The organism is Microcoleus sp. AT8-B5 (assembly GCF_036705565.1).
Classification (GTDB): domain Bacteria; phylum Cyanobacteriota; class Cyanobacteriia; order Cyanobacteriales; family Microcoleaceae; genus Microcoleus.
Genome location: NZ_JAUBUY010000089.1, coordinates 1 through 11,963 on the forward strand (window position 1 = coordinate 1; position 11,963 = coordinate 11,963).

General features: G+C 45.2%; 15 protein-coding genes and 1 pseudogene. 8 read left to right on the forward strand and 8 right to left on the reverse strand.

Translation table 11 applies throughout. From position 1 onward, the window contains the following. The 4 genes and pseudogenes from QUB39_RS29645 to QUB39_RS29660 all read right to left on the reverse strand — a co-directional run. Positions 1-1,486 (reverse strand): annotated as a pseudogene (locus QUB39_RS29645) (YncE family protein); the annotation flags it as partial. Between the two features lie 235 nt (positions 1,487-1,721). After that, a complete protein-coding gene (locus QUB39_RS29650) occupies positions 1,722-1,976 on the reverse strand; it encodes a hypothetical protein (RefSeq protein WP_333212699.1) in 255 nt (84 codons plus the stop codon). A 461-nt stretch (positions 1,977-2,437) separates the two neighbouring features. Then, positions 2,438-2,698 carry a hypothetical protein gene (locus QUB39_RS29655; RefSeq protein ID WP_333206662.1) on the reverse strand — a complete coding sequence of 87 codons (261 nt, stop codon included), beginning with the start codon at positions 2,696-2,698 and terminating at the stop codon, positions 2,438-2,440. Positions 2,699-2,879: 181 nt separating this feature from the next. Next, positions 2,880-3,911 (reverse strand): hypothetical protein, encoded by a 1,032-nt coding sequence (locus QUB39_RS29660; protein WP_333212701.1) that lies wholly within the window; start codon positions 3,909-3,911, stop codon positions 2,880-2,882. 103 nt (positions 3,912-4,014) lie between these two features. On the opposite strand from QUB39_RS29660, the gene QUB39_RS29665 reads away from it, so the two are divergent. Further along, positions 4,015-4,950 carry a metallophosphoesterase gene (locus tag QUB39_RS29665; RefSeq protein WP_333058438.1) on the forward strand — a complete coding sequence of 312 codons (936 nt, stop codon included), beginning with the start codon at positions 4,015-4,017 and terminating at the stop codon, positions 4,948-4,950. 27 nt (positions 4,951-4,977) lie between these two features. After that, positions 4,978-5,460 carry a PD-(D/E)XK nuclease superfamily protein gene (locus tag QUB39_RS29670; RefSeq protein ID WP_333058439.1) on the forward strand — a complete coding sequence of 161 codons (483 nt, stop codon included), beginning with the start codon at positions 4,978-4,980 and terminating at the stop codon, positions 5,458-5,460. Between the two features lie 227 nt (positions 5,461-5,687). Here the strand turns inward: QUB39_RS29670 and QUB39_RS29675 are convergent, their stop codons facing one another. Continuing rightward, entirely contained in the window at positions 5,688-6,563 is an 876-nt protein-coding gene (locus QUB39_RS29675; RefSeq protein WP_333212703.1) for a DNA adenine methylase, read from the reverse strand. 274 nt (positions 6,564-6,837) lie between these two features. Here QUB39_RS29675 and QUB39_RS29680 point away from each other — a divergent pair, with 274 nt between their 5' ends. The 4 genes from QUB39_RS29680 (at position 6,838) to QUB39_RS29695 (ending at position 8,639) form a co-directional block, all read left to right on the forward strand. Beyond that, the gene (locus QUB39_RS29680; RefSeq protein WP_190657763.1) at positions 6,838-7,041 is read left to right on the forward strand and encodes a DUF751 family protein; all 204 of its coding nucleotides are present in this window, start codon (positions 6,838-6,840) and stop codon (positions 7,039-7,041) included. A gap of 344 nt (positions 7,042-7,385) precedes the next feature. Continuing rightward, complete coding sequence (locus QUB39_RS29685) at positions 7,386-7,778, forward strand: PadR family transcriptional regulator (RefSeq protein ID WP_333058442.1); 393 nt, start codon at positions 7,386-7,388, stop codon at positions 7,776-7,778. Between the two features lie 15 nt (positions 7,779-7,793). Beyond that, complete coding sequence (locus tag QUB39_RS29690) at positions 7,794-7,922, forward strand: hypothetical protein (protein ID WP_333212707.1); 129 nt, start codon at positions 7,794-7,796, stop codon at positions 7,920-7,922. A gap of 174 nt (positions 7,923-8,096) precedes the next feature. Then, positions 8,097-8,639, forward strand: a complete 543-nt coding sequence (locus QUB39_RS29695) for a cofactor assembly of complex C subunit B (RefSeq protein WP_333058443.1) — start codon at positions 8,097-8,099, stop codon at positions 8,637-8,639. A 34-nt stretch (positions 8,640-8,673) separates the two neighbouring features. Here QUB39_RS29695 and QUB39_RS29700 read toward each other — a convergent pair whose 3' ends face one another. The 3 genes from QUB39_RS29700 to QUB39_RS29710 form a co-directional block, all read right to left on the reverse strand. Beyond that, a complete protein-coding gene (locus QUB39_RS29700) occupies positions 8,674-8,805 on the reverse strand; it encodes a hypothetical protein (protein ID WP_333279462.1) in 132 nt (43 codons plus the stop codon). 206 nt (positions 8,806-9,011) lie between these two features. Then, entirely contained in the window at positions 9,012-9,335 is a 324-nt protein-coding gene (locus tag QUB39_RS29705; RefSeq protein WP_006635576.1) for a DUF3155 domain-containing protein, read from the reverse strand. A gap of 106 nt (positions 9,336-9,441) precedes the next feature. Further along, entirely contained in the window at positions 9,442-9,609 is a 168-nt protein-coding gene (locus tag QUB39_RS29710; protein WP_333058444.1) for a hypothetical protein, read from the reverse strand. A gap of 121 nt (positions 9,610-9,730) precedes the next feature. On the opposite strand from QUB39_RS29710, the gene QUB39_RS29715 reads away from it, so the two are divergent. Together QUB39_RS29715 and QUB39_RS29720 are read left to right on the forward strand one after the other, a co-directional pair. Then, the gene (locus tag QUB39_RS29715; protein ID WP_333234214.1) at positions 9,731-11,116 is read left to right on the forward strand and encodes a HAMP domain-containing sensor histidine kinase; all 1,386 of its coding nucleotides are present in this window, start codon (positions 9,731-9,733) and stop codon (positions 11,114-11,116) included. A gap of 28 nt (positions 11,117-11,144) precedes the next feature. Continuing rightward, positions 11,145-11,837: a hypothetical protein gene (locus QUB39_RS29720; RefSeq protein ID WP_333058446.1), complete on the forward strand. Its 693-nt coding sequence runs from the start codon at positions 11,145-11,147 to the stop codon at positions 11,835-11,837. Positions 11,838-11,963: the final 126 nt, after the last annotated feature.

The following is an 11,963-nucleotide window of genomic DNA, read 5'->3' on the forward strand; positions in this document are numbered from 1 at the left end:
CCGTAGCATTTCGTGCCGTAGTGCTGTCAAACAAAGGCAGCCCGACACCCCGACCTTTAGCATCAATTTGAAATTGAGCGGGGTTTGTCACTGTTTTGACAAATTCCTCCACATCAAAAACATAAACTTTGCCGCCAGCACCGCTTAAATTCGGATAGGAAGCGTAAAGGAATTTGCTATCACTTGAAAGCGCTAAGTCGGTAGCGAATCCATCTGGAATTGGTCTAGTTCCCGCCATTAATTGCGGATTTGTTAGCGGGTCTTTAATAATGCCGATGTTGCTGCCGGCTCGCGGGTCTCCATCTACGCTGGGTAGTTCTTGACCGAAAAATTTCGTGTCCGCATTGCGACCCACAACAAAGGCATAACTGGCATCCGGCAGTACCGTTACCGCGACTCCCTCATTTACATCAAAATAATCGTTAGCAGAACCCAGCCCTAAACTTGCATAGCGAGTAGTAGCAGCAAAACTTACCGGGTCATTATTAGTAATATCCAATACCCCAAATCCGTTGCTATCTTTGCCGCTGTTCGTGAAGGTCATGGCTAAGGGATTGACGGTGCTTGCTATTCCTTCTACTCCTTCATCGGCTGTGATACTTCCGATTAATTGATGCCACTTTTTGGGGTTCTGACTGGGGTCGCTGGGTCGGTCTTTGGGGTCGATGTTAACAACATAAATTTTGCTATTCGAGCCGTTTGGTGCAGTAACAAACAGCTTTTTGCTGTCGCTGCTAATGGCTATTTGTCGCAAACCGTTCGGGGCTGTACCGACTGGGATGGTTTGGGTGACTTGGTGATAGGTTGAGGAAAACGGGTTGATATCGAGAACGTAGATGGAGTTGCTGCCGATTTTTCCGTCTGCGATGTAAGCGTATTGGTCGCGGGGGTCTATGACTATGGATCGAGGTTCTGCACCGCTGGGCAAATTTATCGGGTTAATACCAGCGGTATTCGGCTGAGTGTCTACCTGTTGCCTGGTCATCGGATCGACTAAAGCAATGCGCCCAGAACGATCCATCGCTACATAAGCACGGCTGCCGTCACTGGTGAGTGTTAGTTCTCGCGGGCGATCGAGTATGTCATCCGTGCCTACAGAAACGCTGGCAATCGACAAGTCGCTGCTATTAGTAGCTGTGACGACTGATTCGGGATTTGCACCGTTAATAATTGCGATTTTATCTGTTGTCCACTGCGCGCCAAAGATGTATTCTGTATTGTTTTCTATTCGGTAAGGACTGCTATCGTATTTAACTTCTTTGGCTGGTTCTGAGGGATTTGGGCTAACTTTTTCGTTTTGCTTGCGGCTGATGACGATGCGCGATTCACCTAACGGTACGGTGTTGGGAACTTGAACGGCGATTTCAAATTGATTGTTTGCCAATTTGCGACTTTTGTCTGTCAAAACTGTTCCTTCGTAAGCTTGTCTGCCTACGAAAAATTTAACGGTTAAGTCGCTGAATCGGCTGCCTAACGGGTCGCTCAAGTTATCTACTAATACATTAGTACCCGTGATGAAGAGAACGGGTTGATTGTTGGGAAAAGATTGATTGTTGCTGTCTGTAAACTTAAGTTCGGCACTTTGGATGATGGGAGGTGCTTTGGGATTAGAAGCTGTTGGTGCGAGTTGGGATGCGCGTCTTTCGCCGATTAAAGCATCTTTGTCGTAATAGTCGAGATCCCTTTTACCTATAATTTCCCCAGTCAGAGCATCCAGTGCGCTATTTTTTTTCGCAAGGATTAAAATCTGTGTTGGGGAAGCTCTGACTCAAACTGAGGGAGTTGGAAAAGCTGGCGATGTCTTCAGCGCTATTGTTGTTGTCAGCGGCCCGAAGTGGAGGGAGTGTTTGTTCTGAGATGTTGCTGGCGTAAGCTTGACTATTGAGTAAGTTTTTGGTATCAATCTCGAATTCTGGGGCGAGGAAATTCTGAAACGGATCTTGAGAGTTAAAAGGTGAATCTTTAACAAGTTTCATGTTTAATTTCCGTAGATGCGAGTGAGCTGTTTGCTTGTGATAGTTTCAAACTAACTAATTGATGCGCTTCACCCTTCATTCAAGAAGAATGTGTGGATTCGGACTTAATCAAGTTTTTAGTGCGTGATTTTTAGTGAGCTGCCAAGCTTTTATTAAGAATAATGTTCCCGTATTTTCGGCAGCAAGTCAATCACGGAAATTACTGATATTTTCCGTCGGGTACTGGGAAACTGGCAGTGTCCGCAACAACTTAATATCAGAGCCTATGTGAAGGTTGCTGCGCTAGTTAGTTTGTTTGACTGATAAATTGTGATTGAATTGTTAAAATTTTACAGATTATTTATCAAAGTAATGTACGTTACTCAGCCAAAATACTTAGATTGTTGTAGGCTCGCATTTCAAGCCTACTTAAATTGACTGACGGGAAATTACGGAACAACGGGAGCATCTCTGTTTGGCTTTTAGAGTGCGAGATATTCAATAGTTCGCACTGTAAAAAAAATGCTTTTTGCCAAAATGGAATGCTCCCTGTTGTTCCCTTGTTCATAATAAATGAAAGAATTAGCTGACACGTAAACATCAGAACGTTCTTGAAAGTAAAGCTTGACAGCTTCTACGCTGTAAGTCATGTAATCGCGCGTGATGTCGCTTTCAGCCATCGGTTCTCCGTCGCTGCTGGCATATTCAATTTCTACTTGTTCGACTTGAGTTAAAATTGTCATTTTTCAATTTTCCTCAAAGTTAATTAATTTAATGGTAGCATTCTGTCGGGTTTGAGAAAGTTTCAATATCCTCAACAAAATAAACAGCGGTAAGGTGTGCAGTGCACACCTACATGATTAGGTGCTGCGTCCTGGACTTTAAGGCTGGTAAGATGGTGTACAGATACAGACTATTTAAATTCTAATTAATCCCTCTCTCTAAAATAATCATTTCCGAACCAACAACCGGACTTCTAGCTATTAAATTGCCTTCCATATTCGCAATTTCTAACTTGCTGAAATCGAGTGAGTTAGCCTCCTTCCACATCTTCGTTGCTAGTTGATTTTGCTCAACTGCGCTGAGTTTGTACCAATCTTCAGCGACTTTTACTGTCAAAATGCTGCTGGCAAAATTAGCTTGAACAGACTCAACTAAACTACCGCCCAGTCGATTCTTAATGTCAGTAACTTGATTTTGAATCGCAGCAATCAGAGACTGTTCGGGCGTCAGCGGTGGCGGTGGGATAATTTCTACTGGTTGCGGTTTTTCCGGCGCCACTAAATCGGGCAACTTGCTTTTGAAGTTAGTAGAGATTGGCTTAGATGGTACGATCGCCTCTGGGGATTTTGGCGTTCCCGATGCCATAAAATCACCAAAAGTTTGCGGCGACTGCTGCGCTGCTGGCAAAGGCACTTTTGCTAATTTCTCCGGCGGTTTGGCTGAGAAACTGTTGAAAGTTAAACCGACTACAACGATTAGAATTGCTGCTAGGGCGGCGTTTAAAATTGGATCGGACAGCTTCTGGTTCGTAGATGGTGGCAGTAGCGATCGCACTAGCCGCACAATACTTTTCCAAAGTACAGCGACTTTCTCTAAAAAACTCCCTTCCGGGCGTTGGGATACAGGCTTTTTCTCAACTTTTACAGCAACTTTTGGTGGCACGCTGTTAACTTCCACAGCAACAGCCGGAGGAGTTACTGTTGCTGAGTCAGAAGTGGTGGGTGCGATCGGCTTTTCTTGCTGCAACGAGGGTTCGGCTGGTACTTTTTTACCTTTTTTTCCCAAATTCCCGATCGAGGCCATCAAAGTTTTGATTCTCTGATTTTTGGGAACCGCGCTGCTGGCATTTTGAGTTTTGCTGCCAGTGGGGGCAGACTTTGGGGCCGAAGCAACCTCCGGTGTCGGAGATTGAGAGGGTTCTGGAGTTGGTTGGTTTAGTTGTTCTTCTGACATTTTCTCTGCCTTGGGGCGTTGCAAATATATGTAAACGAGATAAATTTTAATTGAGCCATCTCAACCTTAATTTATCATTTAACTTAGTTGTAACCGAATCAAAATGAGCATCAAACGTCGTCACTTTCTAATTTTAGGCAGTCTCAGCAGCTTAGGTTTTGCCGCCGTCTCGAAAATGTTTCAGCTTCGGAGTGCCGGGGGTACAGACGCCAACGCTGCTGTCCCTTCTAACGTTGAGGCAGAAAGGGCGATCGTCCCTTTACCGGCCTCACAGCCTATTTTACGCTTTATTTCGGTAGCCGACACCGGTACCGGGGCTGAAGGTCAGTATGCTGTGGCTGAGGCGATGACCCAATATCACCGGGAAAACCCTTTTAATGTTGCTGTTCTCGCCGGCGACAATATCTACAATAACGGCGAAATTGAAAAAATCAATGCTGTTTTCGAGCGACCTTATCAGCCATTATTACAGCAAGGTGTAAAATTTTATGCTTGTCTGGGAAATCACGATATCCGCACTGCTAACGGCGATCCGCAAGTTAAATATGCGGGTTTTAATATGCAAGGTCGCTACTATACTTTTCGGCGAGATCCAGTACAGTTTTTTGCTTTAGATACCAATCACAATGCGGATTGGAAAAATCAGCTTGTTTGGCTGGAAAAAGAGTTGAGTCAGAGCACCGCACCTTGGAAAGTTGTGTTCGGCCACCACCAGATTTATTCCTCTGGCGTCTACGGATTGAATCAACCTTTTATTAAGACTTTGACGCCTTTGTTTCAAAAGTACGGCGTGCAGCTTTATATCAACGGACACGAGCACAGTTACGAACGGACTCGATCGATTAACGGTACGACTTATTTAATTTGCGGTGCCGGCGGGGGCACCCGTGCGGTGGGGCGTTCTGAGTGGACGGAGTATTCTGCTAGCCGCCTGAGTTTTGCGACGTTTGATGTCTATGAAGACCGGATGTTTGTCAGTTCTATTGGTACTGACAAACGGGTTTTTGACAGGGGAGTGATCGAAGTGCGATCGGCTTAATTCAAATTATATTCAGGGGACAACAAAATGAATAGGGGTTTTAGAGCCAATAAAACTGGTTTTGTTTTAGAAACAACTGTAGAAGGTACGTTGAGAGGCCACGGATATCTCGAAATATGTCCCCAGTTGCCGAAAAAGCGCAAGCGAGATTGGCTCTTAAGCTCTACTGAAAATTCCAAGCGATATGCTAAACAGGTTTATATCGGAGCTAGCATTTATGAAACTGAAATAAATGTCGATTTTTATATTGTTGGTTGCGGTTTGTTTCCTCTGGGTCTAATTGTTGAGTGCAAGTGGCAAGAAGACAAAGGTTCAGTAGATGAGAAGTATCCTTACCTTAATTTAAATATTAAAAATTGTTATCGAGTTCCTACTATTGTTATAGTGGGTGGTGATGGTATGAGACAAGGTTCGATCGACTGGTTTAAAAAACAAATTCCTGACAATGACAATCTGTTGGCAGTTCACAAGCTCGAAGGTTTTATTACCTGGGCTAACAAATATCTGTAACAGGAATTATGGAACTTTGCCTCGTGTGGGGAAACTACGTATTGCTCCTACAAAATATGCTTAGGAGTGCGAATTAAATAATTTACACTCTTGAAAGTGGGAAGTAGGGGTTGGGCTTATAGCCCATCCTTTCTGGACGGGCTTTCAGGCCCATCCCACAAGAACCATCACGCATTCTAAGTTATTTAATTCTCATTCCTTAATTAGAGACTTTCCTTAAGGAAGATTTAAAATAAACGTATTAATACTTCTTTGATTTTGCCACGCTTAAAACTATTAGAATTAATTCCCCTAGATGCTGATATTTCAATGAGTTTTGGCAGAGATTGATTGGGGAAAATTTGAGTATCGCGGTAGATTTTTTCGATAAAATCGCAGTTAGAATTAGACAGCATAACTTTCACGCCTCGTTCTGCAAGTTCTGCAAAAATATCTCTCAGTTTAATCTGTTCCGATTCTTTAAAATTATCCCGGCTGTAAGTCGTGAAGTTACTGGTGGCACTGATTGGATAATAAGGCGGGTCAAAATAAACAAAGTCTTCGCTGCTGGTAGCAAAATCCAAAATTTCATCGAATTTTCTGACTTCAATTTGAGCGGGCGCGAGTAAAGATGAGACCGATCGCAGTAAATCTGCTTGACAAATGTTAGGATTTTTGTATCGACCTATGGGAACATTAAATTCACCTTTTGAGTTTTCTCTGTAGAGGCCGTTGTAACAAGTTTTATTTAGGTAAATCAGGCGTGCTGCTTTTTCTGTATCTGTTTTGTAGGAGCGCGATCGCACCGAGTAATAATAATCTTTATTGTTCTTGCTGTGTTCTGACTGATGCTCCTCTAAAAGGAGAATCAGCTCCTCAACTTTATCCCTGACACAGCGATAAGCATTAATCAACTCAGGATTAATATCTGTTAAAACAGCTTGCAAACCAGGGTGCTGCTGTGCTAAGTAAAAAAATACAGCTCCGCCACCCAAAAAAGGCTCGTAGTAAGTTGTGAACTTTTCAGGAAAATAAGGTTGATATTGTCCAATCAACCGAGTTTTGCCTCCTGCCCATTTCAGAAAGGGACGTGGCAAGACGAAAGAAGGTGCGGCAGCAGACATTTATCTAGAAATAACGGCCCTATAATATTTATCACAACTAGAACTCAATAGACATACTTCTGAAGTTGTTACCGGAGGTGGCGTGGCATTAAACAGAGAGTGCTGGAGCCATCGGCGAAAAGTTTTCGTTAGAATTATATATGTCAGCCTCACCGGCAAAAATGCCCGATCGCCCGATCGGCAGATTTAGCTCCGGCTGTGCCAAAATTGTCTAACTCGCTCACAAGTGTTACCAGTCAAAGATCGTGCTGTGACACTTTACCCCACCAAGCTCATGCAAGATTTTATTAATAACGTCTCTCGCTACCCGCGCTTTTTCATTACGATATGTCTGGGAATTTTCTTTTTCCTGTTCGAGCGACTCAAACCCCTGCTCGATCGACCGGCAACTGCGATCGCCCTGATTAGTTCGATTGTAGCGACTTTTGTCTTTCTAACTTTTACACTGCGGGCTATGTTAGGCCTGAGTTCGGTTTAAAGCCTGCGCTTGAACGCAAACATCAAGGGCAAATTCAGTTAACACACTAACTCCCAAAGTAACTGCCAACTCTTGCAGGCGATCGCACACTTGATAATAGTCGCTGCGATAGATTGGAAGAGGAAGTTAGTCAGCAGCGTTACGTCAGCGCTGCTCAACCAAGGCGCAGGCAAACATTACCGAAGTGCAGGACAAGCGTTTGGGGCTATCAACATTCACTGGGGAAATACTGCACCTCTGTTTCCCCGGTGTCCCACTTAATCATTAGGAAGCGGCACACCCCGCCCCGCTTTCCTCTCCCGTTAACCTGACGGTATCACGAGAGTTTCCAGCGGACAAGACAGATGAAGTTTGAACATATCTATCAATTTTTTCAAGACCCCCCTCCTGTTTATCTAAACAAGGAATTAGCTGTGTGTTACATTCTCTCCGTGTTATTGCGCGGAGATTCCTACGGTACAGAACTGATTGGCCAACTAGAGAGGGAATTCCCCATCTACCGACTATCTGATACCGTTCTCTACAGCGCTCTGAAATTCCTCGAAGATGAAGCCGTAATCACCGGTTACTGGAAAAAAGTAGAAGGACGAGGCCGCCCCCGCCGGATGTATCAAATCCTCCCTGAGTGGCGGCACCAAGCTCAAGACCTCGCTCGTCTCTGGCACGATTACATTGGTCAGGGAAACGGCGCGTCAGAGCGTCGTTCCCGCGCCTTAGAAACCGGTCACATGGGTTAACCGAGTTTGAATCGGATGCCTAAACCCTGGAGATGCTGGCGCTACTTGCAAAGCGATTTGCCTGATTGCCTTCGCTTTGCTCGATCGCCGCACAGCGATTCAAGCATCTACACGGCGCGTCAGGACTTACGCATTGTCACTTGAGAATTAGGGATGATGGGGAGATATGGGAATTGGGTGATGGAGAGCAAAACGCCTTGCAGAAGAAGCTTTCTGCGAATCTTGGTAAAAAAGTGTCTGCGTAAGTCCTCGATCGCTTTTTTATGTAAAGTTCTGTAAAGTAATAGTAGATAATTTCAATTACACAAACTTCTACCGATGGATACTGCTGTTCTTCCTTCTACCTTTGTGCTGACGCTACTGTTGGCTGTTGGCTTGTTTTTCTTCATCAAGGCTTCAGTCAAAGATCGAATCGAACAAGTCAAGCTGGCTTCCGAGAGCGCCCAAGAGTCACTGTTAACCGACTTACAACAGTATTTTGCCCAGAGAGCTTACCGAGTTGCAGCCGTCGATGCCCCCAACTATAAAGTCACGTTTGAGGGTTTTGTGCGGCCGAGTTGGTTTCTAGCTATTTTTCTAACTCTGCTGAGTGCAGGTGGCACTCTGTGCTTGGGACTGGTTTTGGGAATGCTAGTTCCTCAGCAGGGTCAAATTTTCCTAGCTTTGGTACTGCTGTCCCCGCTGGCGGGGGTATTTTACTGGAAAAAAGCTGGACGCTCTGAGCAAGTCTCCCTCAAACTCGAATCAGTTGCTGAGTCTGGAAGCCAAACCAAGAGCTTTGTTACTGTCAGAGCTCACCGCGATGAACTAGCAGCTATGCAAAAAGCTTTAGATTTGAAACCGATCGATTATAAAGTTTGACGCGGAACGTTTTTTGATATGCTAGATGCCGTAGTTAGACTTCTAGCTGACAAACAGATGACTCAAGAGCGGATCTCTCGTTGATAAACCAGTGGCTGTTTTTTTGATCGACAAATTCGATCGACAAATTCGATCGACAAATTCGATCGACCAAACAGTCAATCAAAAAAAACCATTATCGTGAAAGTGCCAATTGTGGCGATCGCCCTTGGGCTGCGATCGCGCCTGTTGCGATGGCTCCTTATACCCTAATTTCTAAGGACTTTTCGCAGAAATTTCAGTTGGCACTCTCCAGACAATGAGAACTCTCGCGCTTTTGTTAAAAAACTTAGAAAAACATTGCTGTCAATGTTTTGAGCTAAACATTTTGAGCTATGCGCGACTGGCTGACACCACAGGAATTTTTTCTGTGGTAGCTTCCAACATCACCTTTAAGCTGGGAAACAAGAAATGGTTCTCTTCTACGTATTGGGCTCCAAATAAACCTTTTTCAGCCCAGAAGTATCTGTCAGTGGTATGCTCGTTACGCTTGACTAACAGCAAAGCTGGGGGAGCAATGCCTTCTGCATGGATGAACTTGCGAGCCGCTGTTACGGGTTTATCTTCGCCGCTCTCGATGCTATATTGAGGCACACACTCTAAAATTCTGCGTCCTTCTTGTCGGCGGCGACTCTTGCGTTTGCGTCTCCTGGCCAATTTCTTTACCTCCTCTGTGAGCAGACAGTATGAGCAGACAGGTTGTAATGATAGCTACCAAATCCGAGGCCAGTATATCCGTTCTAGCTCAAAATTTCAACTGTTTTTAATATATCGACATAATCTTAACATTCGTGCCGATCGACAAAAGTGTAGCGGTTGTGATATGGTTGGCCCCAAGTTCGGGCAATATCAAAGCTTGGGGATCGGTGGAAGCTGCGCGGACGGGGATGCGGGGCAATTTGGGTTCATGAAAGCCCCATGCCTTCAACATAGCTGCCTTCTATCAAAGGGAATAAATCTGAAATCGAGAAGTCTCTCATCAGTAATCGGCAGCCGATCATTTGTAATTTACTTAGAATTCCGTTAGATATCTTAATGTGGCGCTCATGTTAATGCCAGCGAGTTCAGAATTTGTCAAACTTTGCCGTTCGCAGGTGGCCATCGCCGTTAGTTTGGGAGCGAAATTCAGCGCGGTATACCTGACACAAGAGTTGGTAGAAGGCAGCGAAGCAAAGTTGGTGCCGATCGCAGTTTACCCAGAAACCTCAGCCGAATTGGAAGAAAATCAGGGGTTGAGGTTGCAATCTTCCGAAAGCTCGACAGTGAAACCGGTACCGCGACTGCTGGCGCCGCCTGTTGGGCCTGTGGAAGAATCAACGGTAGGGGCGATCGCACCCGATCGACTTCCGGGTAAGGAGCGCACTTCCCATCAGTGCCAAGGCCCGGAGAATTTGTGGCAGCAGCGGATGCAAATTGTGACGCCTCTGATACACGAGGGAGCTGTAATGGGACTCCTAGTCAGCGGTCGGCAAGACAGGCCTTGGAACGAGCGAGAGGAGGCTCAAATACAACAAATTGCTCGCACCTTAGCCCTAGCCTGCATTTTAGACCAGCGATCGCAGTGGATGCAGCAGGAATTGGGTTCGGCCCGGCAAATCCAGGCTCAGGTTTACGACACGATGCACAATTTGCTGCACCAGTTTAAAAGTCCGCTGACAGCGTTGCGAACTTTTGGCAAGCTGTTAGCGCGGCGGCTGGTACCGGAAGATAAAAACCGCAATGTGGCTTTTAGTATTGTCCGTGAGAGCGATCGGCTGCAAGAGTTGCTCGGCCAGTTCGATCGAACTGTTGACACCGGCGAAGCACATCTAAAACTGCGATCGGGCACTTCAGAAAAAGCAATGTCCAATGTCGAATCAATCCGGCATTCTCCTCTGTCGCTGTCACCTGCAGCCAATTTGCAGGAATCCTGTTTTGTTACAGAAGTCTTAAAACCGCTGTTAATTTCCGCCGAGGCGATCGCATCTGAAAGGAATCTGAAATTGGTAGCCGACATGGAGGCGGATTTGCCACCAGTCTGGGCGAACGATCGAGCTTTGCGCGAAGTTTTGAGCAATTTAATTGACAATGCTTTGAAATATACCCCTGCCGGCCGCCAAATTTATATTAAAGTCAGGTACAAAGCAGCAGATGGCGATCGGGCAGGATACAGCCAATTGCCTGCCATAGCAGTTGCCGTCAGCGACACAGGTTCCGGCATTCCTCCCCAGGATTTAGAGCATTTATTTGAGCGGCACTACCGGGGAGAAAAAGCGCAGACAGAAATTCCGGGTACAGGATTAGGTTTGGCGATCGCCCGCGATTTAGTCCGCCAAATGCAAGGAGAAATAGAAGTATTTTCCCCAGTCAATCCTGAATGGCTGCCATCGGCGGAAACTCATTTATATCCAACCGATCGCGGCACTACATTTGTGGTTTGGCTGCCGGTGAATAAGTAACGAACTCTATTGCTGGGAGACATTTTTTATGAAGCATCTACCTTTATTCGATAAAATTCCCAATTTTTCAACTTCTTTAGAAGTTTTCAAAAAACACTTTTTTCGTGTACGGTTTTTAGCTGCTTTTAACATTCTGACTCTTCTGATTTTGTGCGCGCTGAGCATATACGCCAAACTCAACAACCAGGGAGACGGAGTTGAACGCCTGTTTAGCGATCCTTTTAATTTCTGGTTCCCTTACGAAGGCATTCTCACCGGAGTTTCCGAAGTCCTATGGTGCACCCCAGTCGCAATTTGTGCATTTACTTTCGGAGTGCTGCGCCAAAAAGAGCCGCGGAGTCGATCGGGGATATTCTTATTTTTTAGTGCTTTACTGCTGGGAGTCTTTTTCCTAGATGACAGGTTTCGGATGACTTTGATTATTTCTCGGTTGGGAATATCTAAGAAATTAATTTATTTGTGTTATGGTAGTGCAGTTTTCCTTTACGGAGTTAAGTTTTGGCGATACATCAAAACCACTCCTTACCTGCCATTAGTCGCAGCATTCCTATTGTTGGCTATCTCGCGGTTTGCGGATCCTTTACACTTGCGAAATCAAGGATTACACGCGATGTTAGAAGATGGCACTAAATTATTAGCTCTTCTGAATTTAGCCCTGTATTTTTGGTACGTCTGTCATCATGAAGTTTGGCGGCATTTCCAGCAAAGCGAAAAGCGTTGATCTCCTCCATGATATGACAAAAAAAGCCGTTGCTGAATTAGGGTATAACTAAGGAATGAGAATTAAATAACTTCCACTCTTGAAAGTGGGATGGGCTCTTATAGCCCGTCCTTTTTGGACGGGCTA

Bases quoted from the DNA above. Each gene is read 5' to 3' on its own strand.
- QUB39_RS29690 (WP_333212707.1), top strand. From the start codon at position 7,794: ATGCCTAAACCCTGGAGATGCTGGCGCTACTTGCAAAGCGATTTGCCT.
- QUB39_RS29680 (WP_190657763.1), top strand. From the start codon at position 6,838: ATGCAAGATTTTATTAATAACGTCTCTCGCTACCCGCGCTTTTTCATT.
- QUB39_RS29650 (WP_333212699.1), bottom strand. From the start codon at position 1,976: ATGAAACTTGTTAAAGATTCACCTTTTAACTCTCAAGATCCGTTTCAG.
- QUB39_RS29670 (WP_333058439.1), top strand. From the start codon at position 4,978: ATGAATAGGGGTTTTAGAGCCAATAAAACTGGTTTTGTTTTAGAAACA.
- QUB39_RS29715 (WP_333234214.1), top strand. From the start codon at position 9,731: ATGCCAGCGAGTTCAGAATTTGTCAAACTTTGCCGTTCGCAGGTGGCC.
- QUB39_RS29695 (WP_333058443.1), top strand. From the start codon at position 8,097: ATGGATACTGCTGTTCTTCCTTCTACCTTTGTGCTGACGCTACTGTTG.
- QUB39_RS29665 (WP_333058438.1), top strand. From the start codon at position 4,015: ATGAGCATCAAACGTCGTCACTTTCTAATTTTAGGCAGTCTCAGCAGC.
- QUB39_RS29655 (WP_333206662.1), bottom strand. From the start codon at position 2,698: ATGACAATTTTAACTCAAGTCGAACAAGTAGAAATTGAATATGCCAGC.
- QUB39_RS29675 (WP_333212703.1), bottom strand. From the start codon at position 6,563: ATGTCTGCTGCCGCACCTTCTTTCGTCTTGCCACGTCCCTTTCTGAAA.
- QUB39_RS29660 (WP_333212701.1), bottom strand. From the start codon at position 3,911: ATGTCAGAAGAACAACTAAACCAACCAACTCCAGAACCCTCTCAATCT.
- QUB39_RS29685 (WP_333058442.1), top strand. From the start codon at position 7,386: ATGAAGTTTGAACATATCTATCAATTTTTTCAAGACCCCCCTCCTGTT.
- QUB39_RS29710 (WP_333058444.1), bottom strand. From the start codon at position 9,609: ATGTTGAAGGCATGGGGCTTTCATGAACCCAAATTGCCCCGCATCCCC.
- QUB39_RS29720 (WP_333058446.1), top strand. From the start codon at position 11,145: ATGAAGCATCTACCTTTATTCGATAAAATTCCCAATTTTTCAACTTCT.